Below are 19,643 nucleotides of genomic sequence, written 5' to 3' on the forward strand. Positions count from 1 at the left end.
CCGACCAATGCGCGATACCCTGATCTTGCTGCCCGGCTGGGGCCTGGGCAGTGCTCCGCTGGAGCCCCTGCGTGACGAACTCGTCGAGCAGGCACCCTTTCTCGACGTGCTGATCGAGCCGCTGCCGGCCCTGGCCGACACCCAGGACTGGTTCACCGACCTGGAAGCCCGCATCGCCGAAGGCGGCTGGCTGGCCGGCTGGTCGCTGGGCGGCATGCTCGCCAGCGAATTCACCCTGCGCCGCCCCCAGGGCGTGCACGGTCTCATCACCCTGGCCAGCAATCCCTGCTTCGTCGCCCGCGCCGGCTGGCAGACCGCCATGGCGCGCAGCGTCTTCACCGACTTCTTCGAGGCCTGCTCGCTGGATGCCGACCAGACCCTCAGGCGCTTCACCCTGCTGGTGGCCCAGGGCGCCCGCGACAGCCGCACCCTCGCCCGCCAGTTGCAGGTGACCCTGCCGGAGATCGAGCCCGAGGTGGTCATCGCCGGCCTGGAGTTGCTGGCACGCCTGGACACCCGCGCCGCCCTGCAGGCCTTCAGCGGTCCCCAGCTGCACCTGTTCGGCGCCCACGACGCCCTGGTGCCGGCCGCGGCGGCCCAGGCCCTGCGCGACGAGCTGCCCAATGCCCAGGTCGAGGTCTTGGAGCACGCCAGCCATGGCCTGCCCCTGGAACGCCCGGACGAGGTGGCCACCCGTATCCGTGAATTCATCTATGCAGGACGCGATGGCTGACGTATTGCCCGACAAGCGCCAGGTGGCGCTGTCCTTTTCCCGCGCCGCCGCGCAGTACGACGGCGCCGCCCTGCTGCAACGCCGGGTCGCCGATGGCCTGCTCGCCCGGCTACCGGTTCTTGACCCGCAACGCTGGCTGGACCTGGGCAGTGGCACCGGCTATTGCAGTCGCGCCCTGGCCCGCCGCCACCCCCAGGCCGAAGGCCTGGCCCTGGACCTGGCGCCCGGCATGCTCCGCCACGCCCGCGCCCAAGGCGCCGGTGCCCGGCACTACCTCACCGCCGACGCCGAACGCCTGCCGCTGCGGGCGGACAGCTGCGATCTCATCGTCTCCAGCCTGGCCCTGCAGTGGTGCGCGGATCTGCCCAGGGTGCTCGCCGAGGCGCGGCGCATCCTGCGCCCGGGTGGCGTGCTGGCCTTCAGCAGCCTGGTCGCCGGCACCCTCGACGAACTGCGCCAGAGCTGGGCCAGGGTGGACGACCAGGTGCACGTCAATCGCTTCCGTCCCCAGACCGCCTATGCCGCCGCCGCCCAGGCCAGCGGTCTGCAGGGGCTGACGCTGGAGGTCGCGCCCGAGCGGCTGCACTTCCCCGATCTGCGCGCCCTGACCCAGCACCTCAAGGCCATCGGCGCCCACAACCTCAACCAGGGACGTCCCCAGGGCCTCACCGGTCGCCAGCGCCTGGCCGCCTTCACCCAGGCCTACGAGAGCCTGCGCGAGCCCGCCGGGCTGCCCGCCACCTACCAGGTGATCCACGTCCTGCTGCGCAAGGAATGACCCCCATGTCCGCCTACTTCGTCACCGGCACCGACACCGAGATCGGCAAGACCACCATCGCCGCCGGCCTGCTGCACCGGGCCCGGCTGCAGGGTCTCACCACAGCCGGGGTCAAGCCGGTGGCCTCCGGGTGCGAACGGACCGCTGCGGGCCTGCGCAACGGCGACGCCCTGGCCCTGCTCGGCGAGACCTCGCTGCCGCTCGGCTACGCCGACATCAATCCCATCGCCCTGGAACCCGCCATCGCCCCGCACCTGGCGGCTCGCGAAGCCGGCATCGACCTCAGCGTCGCCGCCCTGGCCGCCCCGGTGCGGCGGATCCTGGCGCTGCAGGCCGACTTCACCCTGGTGGAAGGCGCCGGCGGCTGGCGCGTGCCCCTGGCCGGCCGGGAGTCCCTGTCCGATCTGGCCCGCGAGCTGGGTCTGCCGGTAGTTCTGGTGGTGGGCGTGCGCCTGGGCTGCATCAACCACGCCCTGCTCAGCGCCGAGGCCATCCTCGCCGACGGTCTGACCCTGGCCGGCTGGGTGGCCAACCTGGTGGCACCGGCCACCCTGCGCCTGGACGACAACCTGGCCACCCTGCACGAACGCCTGCCGGCGCCCTGCCTGGGCACGGTGCCGCACCTGGCCGCGGCCACGCCGGCGGCGGTCGCCGCGCACCTGCGCCTGCCCGGCTGATATCAGTCTTTCGGGCGATGGCCGGTGGGCCAGGCCGGCGGCAGACTGCCCTGTCTGCCGCTGCCGGATCGCCCGAGTGCCTACCTTCAAGTTCCTGACCTGCCTGGGCCTGCTCGGCCTGACCAGCACCACCTGGGCGCTGGACAACCAGACCCGCGTGGAGCAGCGCGGCGAGCGCCTTGGCGCCTTCCTGAGCCAGGCGCCGGATACCCGCCAGGGCACCCTGGAGGTCAGCCAGAGCGGTCGTGCCAGCCAGGCCTATCTCACCCAGAGCGCCTCCCAGGGCGACCGTACCCGCGTCGAGCAGGGCGGCGTGGGCAACTTCACCAATGTCACCCAGGCGGCCGGTGGCGCGCGCGAGGTCAGCATCGACCAGCGCGAAGCCAGCCAGAGCCACGCCTATGCCTACCAGGGCCATGGCCAGCGCAATACGGTGGAGATCGTCCAGCGCGGCCTGCTCGACGAAGCCCTGGTGCGCCAGGGCGGTGACGACCAGCGGCTGCGCATCGAGCAGGAGGGCGCGCGCAACGGGCTGAATCTGTTCCAAGACGGTCGCGACAGCGCGGCGCGACTCAGGCAGGTGGGCGAGGATCACCTCCAGGACGTGCTGAGCCTGGGCGCGCGCAACGAGGTCGAGCTGCTGCAGGGCGGCGCCGCCAACCGGGCGGTGGTCGAGCAGCGCGGCGACGACAACCGGGCCGGCGCTCGCCAGGGCGCGCGGCAGCAGGACGTCCAGCTGATCCAGATCGGCAACCGCAACCAGGCGGCGGTGCAGCAGAACGGCCTCGACGCCAGCCCCCAGCGCGTCAGCGCGCGGCAACTTGGCGACGACAATGCCGTCCAGGTGAATCTGACCGGCCATGGCAACCGCCTCGAGCTGCAACAGCAGGGCAATCGCAACAGCGCCGGCGTCCTGATCGGCGGTGAGGATTCGCGCTTGATCCTGACTACCCAGGGCAACGACAACGAGATCAGTGCGGTCGGGGTGGGCGACAACCTCGAGCTGAGTGTCGAGCAACTGGGCGACGGCCATCTGCTGCAGGCGGTACTGGCCAGCGACGCCCAGGTCAGCGTCAGCCAGCAGGGCGCCAGCCAGTACGCCTCCATCAGTCAGGCCGGTGCGGGTAACAGCCTCGACCTGCGCCAGAGCGGCCAGGGCAATCGGGCGACGATCCAGCAATAGCCGGACACAGGCGGTGACAGGGACTGCTGGTTCTTTGGCGTCAAAGCTGCTTCAATAGCCCTTTGACATCACCGTCGAGGACCCTGTCCATGAACGTGACTTCAAGCAATTCGCTCTATGCCGGGGTGCAGGCCTACCAGAACGGTAGCCGCACGGTCGAAAAGGCCGGTGCCGCCCTCGCCTCCCAGACGGCGCGCAACGAACAGGAAGCCCTGGGCGCGACCACCAACAGCCAGGCCGATCTGGCCAGCGAGCTGGTCAATCTGGAGGTCGGCAAGTACCAGGCGCTGGCCGGTACCAAGGTCATGCAGGCCTCGCAGGAAACCCTGGGCCGGCTGCTCGATACCCGGGCCTGATCAGAAAGCTTTGAGCAAAAGGGGCGCCCTGAAAGGCGCCCCTTTTGCGTGCTAGCCCAGGCGGAAGCGGGTGGTGTTGGCCGTCAGGGTGCGGCTGCCCGCCTCCATACCCACCGCCGTGCTCTGCACCGTGCGCGCATTGCCGAGCAGATCGGCCGCGGCCCCATCGATCTGCTGGATATTGCCACTGACCTGGTCGGCGGTGACCGCCTGCTGTTCGGCGGCGGTGGCGATCTGCACCAGGGTGTCGGAGACGCCCTGCACCGATTCGGCGATCTCTTCCAGCCGCCGCCCCAGTCCGGTGATCGACTGGGCATCGCTGGCGGCCTGGCCGCAGGCCTCCTGCATCAGGGACACGGCCTGGGCCACGGTGCCGCTCAGGCTGCCGACGGTCCCGGCGATCTGCGCCGTGGAGGCCTGAGTGCGCTGCGATAGCGAACGCACCTCGTCGGCGACCACCGCGAAGCCCCTTCCCTGGTCACCGGCCCGGGCCGCCTCGATGGCGGCGTTGAGCGCCAGCAGGTTGGTCTGTTCGGCGATGCCGCGGATGACGTCCACCACCTGCTGGATCTGTCCGGCCTGGGCATTGACCTGGGCCATGGCCGCAGCCGTCTCGTCCAGGCGCTGGTTGAGGCGCTGGATGCTGGCCGTGGTCTGGCGACTGTCGCTCTGGCTGGCCTCGGCGATTCCGCGCATCTGCTCGGCGCGCCCGGCGGCCTCTTCGCAACTCCGCGCCACGCCCTGGGCAGTGGCGGCCAGCTCGGTAGCGGCGGTGGCGATCTGGGTGATCTGCTGGCGCTGGGCTTCTACGGCGCCCAGCGCGGCCTCGGCCTGCTGGCCCAGCTCACCGGAAGCCGTACCCACCTGGCGACTCTCCTGCTCGACCGCCTGCAGACTGCCGCGCAGCTGCACCACGGCCAGGTCCAGGGCGCGTCCGATCTCGGCCAGTTCATCCTGACCACTCACCTGGGCCGAGCGGGTCAGGTCGCCGTCGCGCAGGCCTTCGGCCAGGGTGGTGATGCGCCGGGCACTGCCGCGAATGGCGGCCTGCATGCACAGCAGCAGGTAGCAGGTCACCACCAGCAGCAGGCCGAAGCCGGCGGCGATGGCGCCAAAGCTGCGCACGGCATCGGCGCCATAGTATTGCAGCCGTTGGTCCAGGTTCTTCAGGGTCTGCTGGCGGAAGGTCTGCAGCCCCTGCAGGACGCCGTCCAGGGTGGCTTCGAACTGCTCCGGCTTGAGCGTGATCTCGCCGCCGAACACCCCCTGATCGAGGGTCTTGAGACTGGCGTCCAGCTGGCTGCTGAGCTTCTGGTAGTCGTCCTTCCAGCCGGCCATGTCGGCGGGCAGCTTGTTGCCAAGCAGGACGGCGACCTTGGCCAGGCTCTCGCTGGAATCGCCGACGCGGGCGCGCAGGTCGCGCAACTGCAGACGGCTCTGCAGGCTGAACTGGCCGGAGACCACGCTGGCCTGACCGACGCTGGCGAGGCGGCCAAGGCGCTCGTACAACTCGACCGACTGGGTGGTGCCGATCTGCATCAGCAGATAGGTTTCTAGCCAGGGATCAAGGATAAGGCCGCTGTCCAGGGCGATTTCCTCGCGCAGCGCCTGCACGGCGCCGAGGGCGGCGGTGAATCTGTCGTAGCCGTCCGGCCACCAGCCCAGGCTGCGCAGGTCGGTGACCTCAAGCCCGGCGAGCGCCTGCTGCAGGGTCTTGAAGCGGGCCCGCACATCGGCGCTGACGCCTTCGCTCTCCAGTTGCTGTTCGAGCTGGGCGAGCCGCTCGCGACGACTGTCGTTGCGACTTTCCAGGGCGGCGATGGCGGCCTGCACGGCCGGCGTCTCCTGCCGACTGGTGTCGATCGCCTTCCAGCGCGCCGTCAGGTTGCGCCGGAGGGTGAGCTCTTCTTCCACGGCGTCCAGCCGTTGCAGCAGCCGCACGCCACTACGCTCGCCGCTGACGGTGGCCAACTTGGCCTGGAAATCGGCACCCAGCAGCCAGAGGCTGACCGCCAGGGGCAGGATGAATAGCACCAGCAGCAGGGCGAACTTGCGGGCGAAGCCGAACTGGCTCAGCACACGAATCCCCGGTGACAACAAAACACCCATGTTCGACCACTCCTGTGCAGCCACCGGCAAGCGCTCTCTATCCTTTGCGGATACCTACAAGACGATTTGTCGGCAAACTAACGACTTTCTTGAAAGATAGGGCACAATCGCCGCCCTCCCGTATTTCCAGACCCGGTCCTGCACTCAGGCCCGGGCGTTGCCGTTAAAGGACCGTCCGCGTGGAACGCCTCAAAGCCAAGATTCGCAGCGAAGGCCAAGTACTCTCCGAGCAGGTGCTCAAGGTCGATGCCTTCCTCAACCACCAGATCGATCCGGCGCTGATGCGCGACATCGGTCAGGAGTTCGCCCGCCGCTTCGCCGACGCCGGCATCACCAAGATCGTGACCATCGAGGCCTCGGGGATCGCCCCGGCGGTATTGACCGGACTGGAGCTGGGCGTGCCGGTGATCTTCGCCCGCAAGCACCAGTCGCTGACCCTGACCGACAACCTGCTGGTGGCCAGCGTCTATTCCTTTACCAAGCAGACGGAAAGTACGATCGCCGTCTCTACCATGCACCTTTCGTCCGACGACCGGGTGCTGATCATCGACGACTTCCTCGCCAACGGTAAGGCGGCCAAGGCGCTGATCTCCATCATCGGTCAGGCCGGGGCCCAAGTTGTCGGACTTGGTATCGTCATCGAGAAGTCCTTCCAGGTCGGTCGCGCCGAACTCGATGCCCAGGGCTATCGCGTCGAATCCCTGGCTCGCGTCGCCTCCCTGGCCGATGGCCAGGTCACCTTCGCCGAGTAAGCCATGGCTCAGATACTGCGCATTCTCGGGGCCGATCTCGATCGCACCGAAACCTGGATCCGTTACGACAAGGCCATGTGCCTGGACTGCGTGTCCAGCTGCTGCACCCTGCCGGTGGAAGCCCGCCTGTCCGATCTGATCCGCATGGGCGTGGTGGACGAATTCGAGAAGGGCGAACCGCTCAAGGACATCGCCAAGCGACTCAAGAAGGACGGCGTGGTCGAGCGCCTCAACGCCAAGACCGGGCTGTTCACCCTGGTGCGGCTGTCCAACAACGACTGCGTCTATCTGCACCCCAAGACGCGGCTCTGCACCATCTACGACCAGCGTCCGGAAACCTGCCGCAACCACCCACGGGTCGGCCCGCGCCCGGGATATTGCGCCTACAAGCCGCAGAAGCTACGTTAGACGGTAGCCCGTCGTAGGTTGGTTGAGCGCAGCGAAGCCCAACAGGACGTGCCCGGCAGGCCTGCATTGTTGAGCCTCGACGAAGAAGCCGTCTCAACCCAACCTACGGGTGCCTAAAGCCCTGTAGCGTGGAAAATCGCGCAGCGTTTTCCACAGGCCCGTTCGCCCATACCAGGTGGATAAGGCTGGCGCCGTTATCCACCCTACACACCTGATCACGGCCAGAGCGGCGCTTAGAACTCGCCGCTCTCCATCGCCCTTTGCATGTCCGCCCGTTCTTCCAGGCATTCGGGGCCGGCCATGTCGAAGATCCGGCAGACCCAGGGACGCACCTCGTAGATGCTGCAATTCATCTGCTCGCGATCCAGGGCGGCGCACCAGCCGTCGTCGAGGCGCTTCATGCGGGTGCCGGTCCAGTCTTCCTCGATGTAGCGAGCGGGCACGCCGGCATCGTCGAACAGCAGGACTTCCTGGCGGCAGCACCAGGCCTGACAGCTCTCGCAGGTCACGGTTGGGGTGGAAAGATCGTGCAGGGGGATGTCGCTCATGTGCGCAGTGTACCGCCCCCGACCGCCCAGCGGTTTCCGGCCGATGGCTGGAGCAGTTACCATGCGCGTCCCTGACGGTTGTAACCAGTTGTGACCATGCCCAAGCCCTCTTCTCGCGCAGGAGCCGCCATGACGGCCGCACCCCGCTATCGCTTCTATGTCGTGGTCGTCGTGCTGGTCCTGCTGACCTGCGTGGTCGCCGGCCGCATCACCTACCTTAAACTGTTCGATGCCGACTTCCTGGGCGACCAGGGCGATCGTCGCTCGGTGCGCCACATCGCCATTCCGGTCACCCGCGGCATGATCACCGACCGCAACGGTGCGCCTCTAGCGGTTTCCACCGAGGTGGTGACCATCTGGTGCAATCCATCCGAGATGCAGGACAGCGCCGACCAGCTGGGGCGCCTGGCCCAGGCCATCCACAAGCCCGAAGCCGAACTCCGCAACCTGATCCTCGGCCATCCGGAAAAGCACTTCCTCTACCTGGCGCGGGCCCTGTCGCCCATCGATGGCGAGAACATCATGGCCCTCGGCGTGCCCGGGGTGCGCCAGATCAAGGAATACAAGCGTTACTACCCCAGCTCCGACCTGGTGGCCCAGGTGATCGGCATGGTCAACATCGACGGCCATGGCCAGGAGGGCCTGGAACTTGGCTTCGAAGACTGGCTGGCCGGTCGCGGCGGGGTGCGCGAGGTGCTGATCAATCCGCGCGGTTCGGTGGTCAAGAACATCCGCGTGGTGCGCCAGCCGCAACCGAGCAAGGACGTGGCCCTGTCCATCGACCTGCGCCTGCAGTTCATCGCCTATCGCGCCCTGCAGACGGCGGTGGAGAAGTTCGGCGCCCAGTCCGGGTCGGCCGTGCTGGTCAATCCCAAGACCGGCCAGATCCTGGCGATGACCAACTTCCCCTCCTACAACCCCAACAACCGCGCCACCCTGCAGATCCCCAACATGCGCAACCGCACCCTGACCGACGCCTTCGAGCCCGGTTCGGTGATCAAGCCGTTCAGCATGTCGGTGGCCCTGGCGTCGGGCAAGTTCAACGAGAACAGTACGGTGGACGTGGCGCCGGGCTGGATGACCATCGACGGTCACACCATCCACGACGTGGCCAGGCGCGGCGTACTGACCATGACCGGGGTGCTGCTCAACTCCTCCAACATCGGCATGAGCAAGGTGGCCCTGCAGATCGGCCCGCTGCCCATCTACGAACAGCTCAGCCGGGTCGGTTTCGGCAATCCCATGGCACTGGGCTTTCCCGGTGAGAACGCCGGCTACCTGCCCGGCCACACCAAGTGGTCGCAGATCGCCACGGCCAGTATGTCCTTTGGCTACAGTCTGGCGGTCAACGTCGCCGAACTGGCCCAGGCCTATTCGGTGATCGCCAACGACGGCCTGCTCACCCCCCTGACCCTGCTCAAGGACCAGAAGCAGCAGAGCGTCCAGGCCATGGACCCGACCATCGCCCGGCGCCTGCGCGCCATGCTCAACCATGTGGTGGAAGACGAAGGCGGCGTGATCCGCGCCCGGGTGCCCGGCTATCACGTGGCCGGCAAGTCCGGTACCGCGCGCAAGGCCGGCTCCGGCACTTACACCGAGCACGCCTATCGCTCGCTGTTCGTCGGCATGGCGCCGGCGGCCGATCCCAAGCTGGTACTGGCGGTGATGCTAGATACCCCGACCAAGGAAGGCTACTTCGGTGGCCTGGTCTCGGCGCCGACCTTCAGCGAGATCATGTCCGGCGCCCTGCGTGCCCTGGCGGTACCGCCGGACAACCTGCCCGACACCAATACCGCCCAGCAGGCCAAGGCCGAGCCGCATTCCCACGGTTGAGCGGCTGACGGAAACGAAAAAGGGCGACCCCAGGGTCGCCCTTTTCCATGCCGCGTATGCGGTCAGCGGTGCAGCACGTACTGACCGGTAAAGCGCACCCCATCCTCGCCACTCTCGCTGACGATGCGCGACTGCAGGGTGATACGCGCGCGACCGCGGCGGCGGAAGGTGGTCTCGAAGCGTTCCCAGGCGCGCGCCTCGGGCGGCTCGCCATAGGCCAGGGCATCGGTGGTAATGGGTCGCGGATAGCTGATCTGGCCTTCCTGGATGAGGATATGGCCTTCCTCGATGCCGGCTTCGCGCAGGCGCAGGTACAGCCAGCCCCAGCCGGCCAGCACGGCCACGCAATAGAGGCTGCCGCCGAACATGGTGCTGGCGTGGTTGATGTTGGCATCCAGCGGGGCATGCAGTTGCAGGCGCTGCTCGCTCCAATCGCGGACTTCCAGGCCCAGGGCCTTGGTGATGGGAATATCGTGGTGCAACAGGGATTCGAGGTGACGGCAGTCGCGGCTCATGCCGGGGTCCTTACAGACAGAATTTCACTATCAGGAGCAGACGCAAGCCATGACCCATGGGTCACGTCCTGGCGCCATTGTGCACCAAGGAAGGCCGCTCCGGGGAAATGGCCGCTGGCAGGCGGAAGCGGAAGCGGGCGCCGCCCAGACTCGATTCATCGATGGTCAGGCTGCTGCGATAGCCTTCGAGGATGTCCTGCACCACGGCCAGGCCGATGCCCTGCCCGGGGTGCCGGCTGTCCATGCGCATGCCGCGGCGCAGCACGCTCTCGCGGCGCTCGGCGGGAATCCCCGGGCCGTCGTCTTCGATGTCGAGGATCCAATGCTCGGTGTGCCGGCGGGCGCTGACCCGTACCTGGGTCAGGCAGAGCCGATAGGCGTTTTCCAGCAGGTTGCCGAAGACCTCCAGCATGGCGGCTTCCTCGGCCTGCACCCGCAGATTCGGCGGCAGGTCCATTTCCGCCTGGACGCGTTTCTCGGCATAGACCTTGTCCAGGGTGCTGAACAGCGACTCCACCAGCGGCGCCAGCTCCAGCGGCCGGCTGAGCACCGCGCCGCCCTGGCGCGTGGCCCGCTGCAACTGGTACATCACCTGCTGGTTCATGCGCTCGATCTGGGTCTGCAGGGTGCCGACCTCCTGGTCCAGCTGCGGCCGGCGACGCAATTCCTCGGTCACCCCCTGCAGCACCGCCAGCGGCGTCTTGAGGCTATGGGCGAGATCGCCGAGGGTGTCGCGATAGCGCTCGCGCTGCAGGCGTTCGTGGTCGAGCAGACGGTTGAGCGAGCGGATCAGCCGGCTGATCTCGCTGGGCACGTTGTTTTCGTCGAGCAGATCGCGCTGATCGGTCTCCACCGCATCGAGTTGCTGGCTGAGGCGGCGCAGCGGGCGCAGACTCCACTGCATGACCAGCGCCAGCAGCAGCAACAGGGCGCCCAGTACCCCTACCAGCCAGAGGATCACCTGGTGCAGAAAGGTGGCGCGCAGCCGCTCGTATTCCTCGGCCGGCTGCATGGTGACCACGCTGAAGCCGGCCACCGGCGGATTGCCCAGCAGCACCTCGCGATCGAAGACGAAGAAGCCCTGCCCTTGGTCGTCGGTGGCCTTGACCAGCTTGACCCCGCCGCCGTCGAAGGTCGGCTTGTAGTTGGGCCGCTCCTTGATCGCCGAGCGCGAGCGCCAGAGCAGGCGGCCGTTCTGGTCGTAGACATAGCCGAGGATCGGCGAGCCGGGTCGGTCGAAGACCTCTTCGGCGATCATCTCCGGCATCGCCAGGCGGCCATCGATGGCGCGCGCCGCGCCGATCAGGGTGTTGGCGTTGGCCTCCAGCCGCGCGGCGACGAAGTTTTCCACGGTGCGGTCGAAGGCGTTGCGGATCGCCGGCACAATCAGCGCCAGGCAGACGCTGACCAGCAGGGCCGCGCTGAGCAGCAGCCGCACGCGAAAGGAACGGATCACTGGCAGCGCTCGGTGAACAGGTAGCCGCGGCCCCGGACCGTTTCGATGGGTTGCATCTGGCAGCTGGCCTCGAGCTTGCGCCGCAGGCGGCCCACCAGCACCTCGATGACGTTGCTGTCGTGCTCGCCGTCATCGTCGTAGAGCTGCTCCATGAGCCGCTCCTTGGTGATCACCTGCTGGTGGTTGCGCATCAGGTATTCCAGCAGGCGGTATTCGTAGGCGGTCAGCTGCAGCGGCTGTTCTTCGTTGAAGGCCTGCTGACGGCCCAGGTCGAGCTTGAGCGAACCGGCGCGGATGCTCGGCTGGACGAAGCCCGCCGAACGGCGCAGCAGCACATTGAGGCGCGCCTCCAGCTCTTCGAACTGGAAGGGCTTGACCACATAGTCGTCCGCCCCGGCCCCGAGACCCTCGACCTTGTCCTGCCAGCTGCCGCGGGCGGTGAGGATGAGGATCGGCAGGGTGGCACCCTGGTTGCGCAGCTGGCGGATCAGATCGAGACCGCTCATGCCGGGCAGGCCCAGGTCGATGATGGCGAGATCGTGATGGAATTCGCGGGCGCTGTAGAGCGCTTCTTCCGCATCGGCCACGGCATTGACGACATGACCGGCTTCACCCAGACGCACCTTGAGGTGGTGGCGCAGCAGGTTTTCGTCTTCGACGACGAGGATCTTCATGCAGACTCCTGAACAGCTAACGAGACGTTCTCTGGCCGCGACTGCGCCTGTCGCGTGCTTCGCGCAGCGGCGCCCGGATGCCGATTATGGCGCCTGGAGCCGGCCGGCGGCGAGAGCGGGAAGGGAATGGCTGGGATCACTGACTTTGTTCCGGGCAAAAAAAACCTCTCCAGTTGGAGAGGTAAGGAGCACTTCATGGGGATCGGAAACTGCCGTTGGGGGACGGCTCCGTCGCGAGACGGCTACAGGGGACCAGAGCTGACTTGGTGACCCTGCAGTGGAGTTACAAGGATGAACATCGCCAGGTCGGGTCGAAGTGTCCGGACGATCTGCCGTAGCGGGAGCTGCGCTAGGGTGAACATATCCGGGCGACCTCGGCGTTGCTGATCTGACAGTTGCAGATTAGGCCAATGGCCCTGAACGCTGCCTGAACTCGTCCTGAACGCTAGCTGAACGGCCGCGAAGTGGCCCAAAGGCGACAGACGGCAGCCCTGCCGATCCGCCGCCCGGCCAGGCTTCAGGGCAACTTGCCCAGGCAGCCGCCCAGGGTGTCGCCCACGTTCTGCAGGAGCTGGATATAGCCCCCGGCATTGACCGGGATGTGGGCGCCGAGGGGATCGAGTTCCACCAGGGTCACCGGCAGGCCGCTGCTGAGGGTGGTGGCGATCCTGGGCTGCAACGGCGGCTCGGTGAAGACGCAGGTCGGACCGGCGGCCTTGAGCTCGTCGCGCATGGCGGCCACATGGCGAGCGCCAGGCTGGACGTCGGCGCCCAGGGCGAAGACGCCGCGATGGGCCAGACCATAGGCTTCCTCGAAATAATCGAAGGCTTCATGGAAGACGAAATAGGGCTTGCCGGCCAGCGGTGCCAACTGAGTGCGCAGGGCCTGGTCCTTGGCGGCCAGTCCGCTTTCGAAAGCCTTGAGATTGCTCGCATAGCGACCGGCATTGGCCGGATCGGCCTGGCTCAGGTCGGCGGCCAGGCGGATGGCGATCACCCGGGCGTTGGCCGGGCTCAGCCAGAGGTGCGCATCCAGACTGCCGGGGCGGTGGTCATGGTCGTGGGCGTATTCGGGATCGCCGCCCTGTTCGTCACCGTGCGCGTGCTCATGCTCGTGCTCGTGCTCGTGCTCGTGCTCGTGCTCGTGCTCGTGCTCGTGCTCGTGCTCGTGCTCGTGATCGTGATCGTCGTCATGGGCGTCCGCATGTTCTGCGCCGAACCGGCGCAGATGCAGACCCGGCAGGTCCTGGATGGCCACGCTGGGACCCTGGCGCTCCTTGAGCACTGCCGGCAGGAAGGCCTCCAGATCCGGGCCGATCCAGTAGACCAGGTTGGCCTCACGCACCTGGCGCAGGTCCGAAGGCCGCAGGGCGTAGTGGTGCGGCGAGGCGCCCGGCGGCAGCAACACGGCCGGCTGGCCGGCGCCGTCCTGGATGGCCGCGGCGATCAGTTGCAGGGGTTTGATGCTGGTGAGCACCTTCACCTCGGCCTGGGCAGGCAGCAAGGTACAGGCGAGCAGCAGGGAGGCGACGAGGGGTAGGAGGCGCGGCACGTGAAAATCCCGATTCTTAAGAGAGGTGCAATATAATAACGTCCTGGCTCCCAAGGTACTGTTTCATGTCCGACGCCCCCCTGGCCTTTCGGCCCCACGATCATTCGCGCTGCGTCGCCCACGCGCTGGCCGAGGCCGACACCCTCTGCAGCCGCGCCGGCGTGCGCCTCACCGAGCTGCGCAAGCGGGTGCTGGAGCTGGTCTGGCAAAGCCACAAGCCGCTCGGCGCCTATGACATCCTGGCCGTGCTCAGCGAACAGGACGGCCGCCGCGCCGCTCCGCCCACCGTCTACCGGGCACTGGATTTTCTGGTCGAGAACGGCCTGGTACACCGTATCGCCTCGCTCAACGCCTTCGTCGGCTGCAACCATCCCGGCGAGGCCCACCAGGGCCAGTTCCTGATCTGCCGCAGCTGCCAGGTAAGCATCGAGCTGGAACAGCCGGCCGTGCACCAGGCCATCCTCGACGGCGCCAGCGCCGTGGGCTTTCAGGTCGAAGGCCAGACCGTGGAAGTGGTCGGCCAGTGCGCCGCTTGCCGGAAGCAGGCATGAGCGAGGCGCTGATCCGGCTGCAGGATGTCGGCGTGACCTTTGCCGGGCAACCGGTGCTCGATCAGGTCAGCCTGACCCTGGATCCCGGCCGCATCGTCACCCTCATCGGCCCCAATGGCGCCGGCAAGACCACCCTGGTGCGCAGCGTGCTCGGCCTGCTCACGCCCAATCGCGGCAGCATCTGGCGTCGCCCGCGGCTGCGCATCGGCTACATGCCGCAGAAGCTGCAGGTGGATGCCACCCTGCCGCTGTCGGTGCTGCGCTTCCTGCGCCTGGTGCCGGGTGTGAATCGCGCCAGTGCCCTGGCCGCCCTGGGCGAAGTGGGCGCCGAAGGCGTCATCGACAGTCCTCTGCAGAGCATTTCCGGCGGCGAGTTGCAGCGGGTGCTGCTGGCCCGCGCCCTGCTCCGCCAGCCCGAGCTGCTGGTGCTCGACGAACCCGTGCAGGGCGTCGACATCAACGGCCAGAGCGAGCTGTACCGGCTGATCGGCCAGTTGCGCGAGCGCCATGGCTGCGGCGTGCTGATGGTTTCCCACGACCTGCACCTGGTGATGGGCGCCACCGACCAGGTGATCTGCCTGAATCGGCACATCTGCTGCTCGGGCCATCCCGAGCAGGTCAGCGGCGATCCGGCCTATCAGGCGCTGTTCGGCCAGAGCGCGCGCAACCTGGCCGTCTATCACCACCACCACGATCACGCCCACGACCTGCATGGCGGCGTGGTCAAGACCCCGCATGTCCATGGAGCCCACTGCAAGCATGGCTGATTTCCTGCTGTATGCCCTGCTCGCCGGTCTCGCCCTCGCCCTCGTCGCCGGTCCCCTCGGCTCCTTCGTGGTCTGGCGGCGCATGGCCTATTTCGGCGACACCCTGTCCCATGCCGCCCTGCTCGGGGTGGCCGTGGGTTTCCTGCTGGATGTCAGTCCGACCCTGACCGTCACCGTCGGCTGCCTGGCCCTGGCTGTGGTGCTGGTGGTACTGCAGCGCCGCCGGGGGCTGGCCGCCGACACCCTGCTCGGCATCCTCGCCCACAGCACCCTGTCACTGGGCCTGGTGGCGCTGTCGTTCATGCACGAGGTGCGCATCGACCTGATGAGCTACCTGTTCGGCGATCTGCTGGCGGTGGGTCCTGGCGATCTGCGCTGGATCCTTGGCGGCAGCGCCCTAGTGCTGATAGCCCTGGCCTGCCTTTGGCGTCCGCTGCTGGCCATCACCGTGCACGAGGAACTGGCCCAGGTCGAAGGCCTGCCGGTGACCTGGATCCGCCTGGCACTGATGCTGCTGGTGGCCATCGTCATCGCCGTGGCCATGAAGATCGTCGGGGTGCTGCTGATCACCTCGCTGCTGATCATTCCCGCCGCTACCGCCCAGCGCCACGCCCGCAGCCCGGAGCAGATGGCCTGTGGCGCCAGCCTGCTGGGCATGGCTGCGGTGTGCCTGGGCCTGACCCTGTCCTGGTACCAGGACACCCCGGCCGGTCCCTCGGTGGTGGTGGCCGCCGCCGGGATGTTCCTGGTGGGTTACCTGCTGCCCCGCCGCGCCTAGGTGGTCTAGCGCGGCGCCTGCCAGACCGCCTGGCTGACGTCCACCGCCCGGGGAATCAGCCCCTGGGCCTTGAAGATGTCGGCGGTCTGCTGCTGGATGGCGATGATCGCCGGCGTCAGCGCCGTCGCGCCGTAGCCGGTACGCGCCTGCCAGATGGCGATCACCGCTTCCGGCAGTCCGATCTGCTCGGCCAGGATGCGTGTCACCTCCGGCTTGTGGGCATTGGCCCAGGCGCCGGCCCTGGCCAGTTCCGCCAGCAGCAGGCGGATCGCCTCGGGATGGGCGTCGGCGAAGCGGCGCGACCCTTCATAGAAGCTGTTGGCATGCAGCAGGCCCCTGTAGTCGGCGAGCACGCGCACCGGCTGGCTCTGCTGAATGGCCGCGAGATAGGGGTCCCAGACCACCCAGGCATCCACCGACCCATTGACGAAGGCGGCGCGGGCGTCGGCTGGCGGCAGATACACCGGCTGGATGTCCTTGAAGCTCAGCCCGGCCTTCTCCAGGGCGGCGACCAGCAGGAAGTTGGCGCTCGACCCCTTCTGCACCGCCACCTTCCTGCCCCTGAGGCCGGCGACGTCGCGGATCGGCGAGGCGGTCGGCACCAGGATGGCCTCCACCGCCTCGCTGGCCGGTTCGGCGCCCAGGTAGACCAGGTCGATCCCGGCCGCCTGGGCGAAGATCGGCGGTGGCGAGCCGGTGTAGCCGACGTCGATGCTGCCGGCGTTGAGCGCCTCCAGCAGTTGCGGCCCGGCCTGGAATTCGCGCCAGCTCACCTGGTAGCCCTGGGCGCCCAAGGCCTGCTCCAGGGTACCCTGGGCCTTGAGCACGGCCAGCAGACCACCGCCTTTCTGATAGCCGATGCGCAGCGCCTGGTCGGCGGCCTGGACCGGGGAGAGCATCCCGAGCGCCAGCAGCAGAATGGCACCCCGCGCCAGCCAGCGTCGAAGAGAGGAGCGAAACATGGCGACCTTCCTTATATTCCATTTGGAAAGGTCAGCCTGGCCTATCTAGACCCGAATGTTTAATACGTTTCTCTGCTAAGGCTATGCCCGGCCAGGTAGCGAGGGCCGGCCAAGGTCCGATTGACGCTGGCCCCAGGATCGCGCCACCCTGCGCCAGCGGCGACCACCGGGGTCGCCGACCCTATCGGAGCCTGCCATGCCTTTTCTGATCGAGACCTTCGACAAGCCGGACAGCCTGGCCCTGCGCCAGCAGCATCGCCCGGCCCACCTGGACTTCCTGCGCGAGAACGCCGCCGCGCTGCTGGCCTGCGGCGCCAAGCTCAGCGACGACGGCGAGACCGCCAGCGGCAGCGTCTACATCGTCGATGTGGAAACCCGCGCCGAGGCCGAAGCCTTCATCGCCCGGGATCCCTTCACCAGCGCCGGTCTGCCGGGCGAGGTACGCATCACCCGCTGGCGCAAGGCGATTCTGGACGGCAAGGCATTCGTCTAGGTGCTCTCCAGGGCGGCCTGACCGGCCGCCTCCGCCCTACCGCGAACTGGCTTAAGAAAGCCTTAAGCCTGGCAAAATGCCACCTTAATCAACGCCGTTCGCAGCCGTTGCAAGTTCACACTTCTAGGAATCGATTCATAGAAAAGTGATGCAGCGCAAGAAAAGCCGGAGTTTTCCCGGCGCTACCGCAAGGAAGCTAACGAACTAGCCTAAGCTCACCGGGCTCAGATGATCTGATGCGCCGACATCCTTTCCCACTCCTGTGGAAACGCTGTCTCGCTTAGCTAGTACAGAGGACTCAGCATGACCAAGACCACGCCTGAAAAGGATCTGCGCATCGAGACGATTCGCGGCCTGGCGCTGTTTCTGATGGTAGCGGGCCACGTCATCGGCAGTTCGTCGACCCTGGGCATGAAGGTGCCCGACGACTCCGTGCTGCGCTATCTCTACGATTCTCTCGTCTACATCCGGATGCCGCTGTTCACCGCCATCTCCGGCTACGTCTATGCCCTGCGCCCGGTGAACACCGGCAGCGACCTGTCGCGCTTCTATCAAGGCAAGTTCAAACGCATCGGAATTCCCCTGCTGGTGGTATCGACGCTGTTCTTCGCCCTGCAGATGGCCGTGCCCAACACCAATTACAAGCCGCAGCTGACCGACATCTTCAGCATCTACTTCTTCAGCTACGCGCACTTCTGGTTCCTGCAGTCGATCTTCTGCATCTTCGTGGTGATCGCCCTGCTGGAGAAGGCCGGCCTGCTGCTGACCTTGCGCAACTTCGGCCTGGTATTCGCCGTGGCCCTGGCGGCGTCCTTTGCCTGGGAGAGTTTCCCGGACCTGTTCAGCCTCTACAAGGCCGTGCAGCTGTTCCCCTTCTTCCTCCTGGGCCTGGGTCTCTACCGCTTCGGCGCACAGCTCATCACCCACCGCAATGTCGCGACCATGGCCGTGGCCCTGGCGATCCTGGTGGTTATTGACCAGGCCTATCTGTTCGAGCTGGTCGATCTCGACGAGGCCGACATGGCCGTGGTCGGTACCGCCCTGGGCCTGGCCGCCATCAGCCTGCTGATCGCACGCCGCTTCTATTTCAAGCCGCTGGCCTGGCTGGGCTATTTCTCCTTCGAGATCTACCTGTTCCACGTCTTCGGGACCGCCGGTGCGCGCATCGTGCTGAACAAGCTGCAGGTACACGACGTCTGGGTGGTCTTTACCGTCAGCATGGTCATGGGCCTGTTCCTGCCGGTGGCGCTCAAGCTGGTGCTGGAGCGGATCAGTCCGCTGCACTTCCTCAGCGTGGCCTTCTTTGGCGCCAAGACGCGGGTCAATCGCGCTACGCCGCCGCTGCAGAAGAAAGCTACCGCCTAAACCGAGCGACAATAAAAAACCCACGCCTTGGCGTGGGTTTTTTTATGGTCTGCGGATCACTCGACGCTGAGCACGACGCGCCCACGAGTCGGGCACTGCTCCATGCAGCGGTGGGCCTCGACGAACTGCTCGAAGGGAAAGACCTGCTTGATCTGCGCCTTGAGCAGGCGATCACGGGTCAGCTGGTCGATGTGCTGCAAGGCCTCGCGCACTGCGGCGCAATCCGCTTCCAGGCCCATCTCCGGCTGGCCGGTGAAGTCCTGCACGCAGTGAATGTAGAGCTTGAATTTCTTCTTGAAGGCCGCGCAGGCCGGCAGCGGGGTCTGGTTGCCGCCATTGAGACCGTAGAGCAGCAGCCGGCCGCGGGGCGCCATGGCCTCGCCGAGCAGCGCCAGTTGCGGACCGCCCAGGGCATCCAGGGCCACATGCACGCCGACACCGTCGGTGATGCTGGCGATGCGGCTGACCAGATCCTCTTCCTCGGCGGCGATAACCCTTTCCGCCCCCAGCTCACGCAGGTAATCGCGATCGGCGGCGTCGTGGGTACTGGCGATGACCCGGGCACCCAGGGCCTTGGCCAGCTGGATGGAGACCGGGCCACAGCAGCGACTGGCATCGGTGATCAGCACCCACTCGCCCGGCTGCAGCCGGGCCTGATGCATCAGCCCGGTATAGACGGTGAGCAGCGGATTGTAGTGCACCGCGGCTTCCACCGGAGTAAGTACGTCCGGATAGCGCACCAAGGAGGTGGCCGGATAGACCAAGTCATCGCCATAGGCCGGATAGCGATTGATATCGTGACCCAGGAAGCTGGCCACGCGATCGCCTACCGCCAGGTCGGCAACGCCTTCGCCCAGGGCGGTGACCACCCCGGCCAACTCGCAGCCGAGACCGGCCGGCGGCACAGCCTGCTCGGGGGCAAGATTCTGCCGCCAGAGCACGTCGTACCAGCTCACGCCGATGGCTTGGACCCGCACCAGCACCTCGCCTGGACCCGCCACGGGCGTGGGCCGGTCGATGCAGGCGAGCACCTCCGGCGGGCCGAATTCGGTGAACTGGATCAGGCGGGACATGGCATTACCTCGCGTTGATGCCAACCCCGGAACGTTTGCCGAGGCGGACTGCTATGACTAGGACTCTAACCAGCCTTCCC

21 protein-coding genes are annotated in these 19,643 nt (G+C 67.0%); 13 read left to right on the plus strand and 8 right to left on the minus strand.

The features are described from left to right. Window positions 1–7 precede the first annotated feature (7 nt). From EC839_RS12545 to EC839_RS12565, 5 genes are all read left to right on the plus strand, one after another. Window positions 8–733 (plus strand): alpha/beta fold hydrolase, encoded by a 726-nt coding sequence (locus EC839_RS12545; RefSeq protein WP_007159870.1) that lies wholly within the window; start codon window positions 8–10, stop codon window positions 731–733. Further along, window positions 714–1,511: a malonyl-ACP O-methyltransferase BioC gene (gene bioC / locus EC839_RS12550; RefSeq protein WP_007159871.1), complete on the plus strand. Its 798-nt coding sequence runs from the start codon at window positions 714–716 to the stop codon at window positions 1,509–1,511. The genes EC839_RS12545 and bioC overlap by 20 nt, the downstream gene beginning before the upstream one ends. Before the next feature lie 5 nt (window positions 1,512–1,516). Continuing rightward, entirely contained in the window at window positions 1,517–2,188 is a 672-nt protein-coding gene (gene bioD / locus EC839_RS12555) for a dethiobiotin synthase (RefSeq protein ID WP_007159872.1), read from the plus strand. A gap of 76 nt (window positions 2,189–2,264) precedes the next feature. Then, window positions 2,265–3,371, plus strand: coding sequence for a major subunit of curlin, may bind calcium (locus EC839_RS12560; RefSeq protein ID WP_007159873.1), 1,107 nt, complete (start codon window positions 2,265–2,267; stop codon window positions 3,369–3,371). A gap of 89 nt (window positions 3,372–3,460) precedes the next feature. Further along, window positions 3,461–3,727: a hypothetical protein gene (locus tag EC839_RS12565; protein WP_007159874.1), complete on the plus strand. Its 267-nt coding sequence runs from the start codon at window positions 3,461–3,463 to the stop codon at window positions 3,725–3,727. Between the two features lie 51 nt (window positions 3,728–3,778). On the opposite strand, the gene EC839_RS12570 is transcribed toward EC839_RS12565, so the two are convergent. Beyond that, a complete protein-coding gene (locus EC839_RS12570) occupies window positions 3,779–5,836 on the minus strand; it encodes a methyl-accepting chemotaxis protein (RefSeq protein ID WP_039975516.1) in 2,058 nt (685 codons plus the stop codon). A gap of 179 nt (window positions 5,837–6,015) precedes the next feature. Here EC839_RS12570 and EC839_RS12575 point away from each other — a divergent pair, with 179 nt between their 5' ends. Beyond that, window positions 6,016–6,588 (plus strand): xanthine phosphoribosyltransferase, encoded by a 573-nt coding sequence (locus tag EC839_RS12575; protein WP_007159876.1) that lies wholly within the window; start codon window positions 6,016–6,018, stop codon window positions 6,586–6,588. Window positions 6,589–6,591: 3 nt separating this feature from the next. Further along, the gene (locus EC839_RS12580) at window positions 6,592–6,996 is read left to right on the plus strand and encodes a YkgJ family cysteine cluster protein (RefSeq protein WP_027600650.1); all 405 of its coding nucleotides are present in this window, start codon (window positions 6,592–6,594) and stop codon (window positions 6,994–6,996) included. 233 nt (window positions 6,997–7,229) lie between these two features. Here EC839_RS12580 and EC839_RS12585 read toward each other — a convergent pair whose 3' ends face one another. Further along, window positions 7,230–7,544, minus strand: coding sequence for a YkgJ family cysteine cluster protein (locus EC839_RS12585; RefSeq protein ID WP_007159878.1), 315 nt, complete (start codon window positions 7,542–7,544; stop codon window positions 7,230–7,232). 129 nt (window positions 7,545–7,673) lie between these two features. Here EC839_RS12585 and EC839_RS12590 point away from each other — a divergent pair, with 129 nt between their 5' ends. Beyond that, window positions 7,674–9,377: a penicillin-binding protein 2 gene (locus EC839_RS12590; protein ID WP_007159879.1), complete on the plus strand. Its 1,704-nt coding sequence runs from the start codon at window positions 7,674–7,676 to the stop codon at window positions 9,375–9,377. A 62-nt stretch (window positions 9,378–9,439) separates the two neighbouring features. On the opposite strand, the gene EC839_RS12595 is transcribed toward EC839_RS12590, so the two are convergent. The 4 genes from EC839_RS12595 to znuA form a co-directional block, all read right to left on the minus strand. Next, window positions 9,440–9,892, minus strand: a complete 453-nt coding sequence (locus EC839_RS12595; RefSeq protein WP_007159880.1) for a thioesterase domain-containing protein — start codon at window positions 9,890–9,892, stop codon at window positions 9,440–9,442. 61 nt (window positions 9,893–9,953) lie between these two features. Beyond that, window positions 9,954–11,348, minus strand: coding sequence for an ATP-binding protein (locus EC839_RS12600; protein ID WP_007159881.1), 1,395 nt, complete (start codon window positions 11,346–11,348; stop codon window positions 9,954–9,956). Next, on the minus strand, window positions 11,345–12,022 hold the full coding sequence (locus tag EC839_RS12605) for a response regulator transcription factor (protein ID WP_007159882.1): 678 nt from the start codon (window positions 12,020–12,022) through the stop codon (window positions 11,345–11,347). Before EC839_RS12605 ends, EC839_RS12600 begins: the two co-directional genes overlap by 4 nt. 517 nt (window positions 12,023–12,539) lie before the next feature. After that, window positions 12,540–13,574, minus strand: a complete 1,035-nt coding sequence (znuA, locus tag EC839_RS12610; RefSeq protein ID WP_132832579.1) for a zinc ABC transporter substrate-binding protein ZnuA — start codon at window positions 13,572–13,574, stop codon at window positions 12,540–12,542. 65 nt (window positions 13,575–13,639) lie between these two features. Here znuA and EC839_RS12615 point away from each other — a divergent pair, with 65 nt between their 5' ends. The 3 genes from EC839_RS12615 to znuB are packed head-to-tail and all read left to right on the plus strand — an operon-like array spanning window position 13,640 to window position 15,670. Then, the gene (locus EC839_RS12615; RefSeq protein ID WP_007159884.1) at window positions 13,640–14,125 is read left to right on the plus strand and encodes a Fur family transcriptional regulator; all 486 of its coding nucleotides are present in this window, start codon (window positions 13,640–13,642) and stop codon (window positions 14,123–14,125) included. Beyond that, on the plus strand, window positions 14,122–14,892 hold the full coding sequence (gene znuC / locus EC839_RS12620) for a zinc ABC transporter ATP-binding protein ZnuC (protein ID WP_007159885.1): 771 nt from the start codon (window positions 14,122–14,124) through the stop codon (window positions 14,890–14,892). The genes EC839_RS12615 and znuC overlap by 4 nt, the downstream gene beginning before the upstream one ends. Next, window positions 14,885–15,670 carry a zinc ABC transporter permease subunit ZnuB gene (gene znuB, locus EC839_RS12625; protein WP_007159886.1) on the plus strand — a complete coding sequence of 262 codons (786 nt, stop codon included), beginning with the start codon at window positions 14,885–14,887 and terminating at the stop codon, window positions 15,668–15,670. Before znuC ends, znuB begins: the two co-directional genes overlap by 8 nt. 5 nt (window positions 15,671–15,675) lie before the next feature. On the opposite strand, the gene EC839_RS12630 is transcribed toward znuB, so the two are convergent. Continuing rightward, the gene (locus EC839_RS12630; RefSeq protein WP_007159887.1) at window positions 15,676–16,632 is read right to left on the minus strand and encodes a sulfonate ABC transporter substrate-binding protein; all 957 of its coding nucleotides are present in this window, start codon (window positions 16,630–16,632) and stop codon (window positions 15,676–15,678) included. A 196-nt stretch (window positions 16,633–16,828) separates the two neighbouring features. Between EC839_RS12630 and EC839_RS12635 the strand changes: the two genes are divergently transcribed. Further along, window positions 16,829–17,125, plus strand: coding sequence for a YciI family protein (locus EC839_RS12635; RefSeq protein WP_007159888.1), 297 nt, complete (start codon window positions 16,829–16,831; stop codon window positions 17,123–17,125). A gap of 303 nt (window positions 17,126–17,428) precedes the next feature. Next, window positions 17,429–18,490, plus strand: a complete 1,062-nt coding sequence (locus EC839_RS12640) for an acyltransferase family protein (RefSeq protein ID WP_007159889.1) — start codon at window positions 17,429–17,431, stop codon at window positions 18,488–18,490. A gap of 56 nt (window positions 18,491–18,546) precedes the next feature. Here the strand turns inward: EC839_RS12640 and EC839_RS12645 are convergent, their stop codons facing one another. After that, window positions 18,547–19,563, minus strand: coding sequence for a zinc-dependent alcohol dehydrogenase family protein (locus tag EC839_RS12645; RefSeq protein ID WP_007159890.1), 1,017 nt, complete (start codon window positions 19,561–19,563; stop codon window positions 18,547–18,549). Window positions 19,564–19,643: the final 80 nt, after the last annotated feature.

Origin of the sequence: Pseudomonas sp. JUb52, from assembly GCF_004341115.1 — a bacterium.
Classification (GTDB): domain Bacteria; phylum Pseudomonadota; class Gammaproteobacteria; order Pseudomonadales; family Pseudomonadaceae; genus Chryseomonas; species Chryseomonas oryzihabitans.

Coding starts and splice junctions, on each gene's coding strand:
- EC839_RS12585 (WP_007159878.1), bottom strand. CDS start 7,544: ATGAGCGACATCCCCCTGCACGATCTTTCCACCCCAACCGTGACCTGC.
- EC839_RS12640 (WP_007159889.1), top strand. CDS start 17,429: ATGACCAAGACCACGCCTGAAAAGGATCTGCGCATCGAGACGATTCGC.
- EC839_RS12580 (WP_027600650.1), top strand. CDS start 6,592: ATGGCTCAGATACTGCGCATTCTCGGGGCCGATCTCGATCGCACCGAA.
- znuB (WP_007159886.1), top strand. CDS start 14,885: ATGGCTGATTTCCTGCTGTATGCCCTGCTCGCCGGTCTCGCCCTCGCC.
- znuC (WP_007159885.1), top strand. CDS start 14,122: ATGAGCGAGGCGCTGATCCGGCTGCAGGATGTCGGCGTGACCTTTGCC.
- EC839_RS12570 (WP_039975516.1), bottom strand. CDS start 5,836: ATGGGTGTTTTGTTGTCACCGGGGATTCGTGTGCTGAGCCAGTTCGGC.
- EC839_RS12565 (WP_007159874.1), top strand. CDS start 3,461: ATGAACGTGACTTCAAGCAATTCGCTCTATGCCGGGGTGCAGGCCTAC.
- EC839_RS12545 (WP_007159870.1), top strand. CDS start 8: ATGCGCGATACCCTGATCTTGCTGCCCGGCTGGGGCCTGGGCAGTGCT.
- EC839_RS12635 (WP_007159888.1), top strand. CDS start 16,829: ATGCCTTTTCTGATCGAGACCTTCGACAAGCCGGACAGCCTGGCCCTG.
- bioD (WP_007159872.1), top strand. CDS start 1,517: ATGTCCGCCTACTTCGTCACCGGCACCGACACCGAGATCGGCAAGACC.
- EC839_RS12645 (WP_007159890.1), bottom strand. CDS start 19,563: ATGTCCCGCCTGATCCAGTTCACCGAATTCGGCCCGCCGGAGGTGCTC.
- EC839_RS12615 (WP_007159884.1), top strand. CDS start 13,640: ATGTCCGACGCCCCCCTGGCCTTTCGGCCCCACGATCATTCGCGCTGC.
- EC839_RS12590 (WP_007159879.1), top strand. CDS start 7,674: ATGACGGCCGCACCCCGCTATCGCTTCTATGTCGTGGTCGTCGTGCTG.
- EC839_RS12595 (WP_007159880.1), bottom strand. CDS start 9,892: ATGAGCCGCGACTGCCGTCACCTCGAATCCCTGTTGCACCACGATATT.
- EC839_RS12630 (WP_007159887.1), bottom strand. CDS start 16,632: ATGTTTCGCTCCTCTCTTCGACGCTGGCTGGCGCGGGGTGCCATTCTG.
- bioC (WP_007159871.1), top strand. CDS start 714: ATGCAGGACGCGATGGCTGACGTATTGCCCGACAAGCGCCAGGTGGCG.
- EC839_RS12605 (WP_007159882.1), bottom strand. CDS start 12,022: ATGAAGATCCTCGTCGTCGAAGACGAAAACCTGCTGCGCCACCACCTC.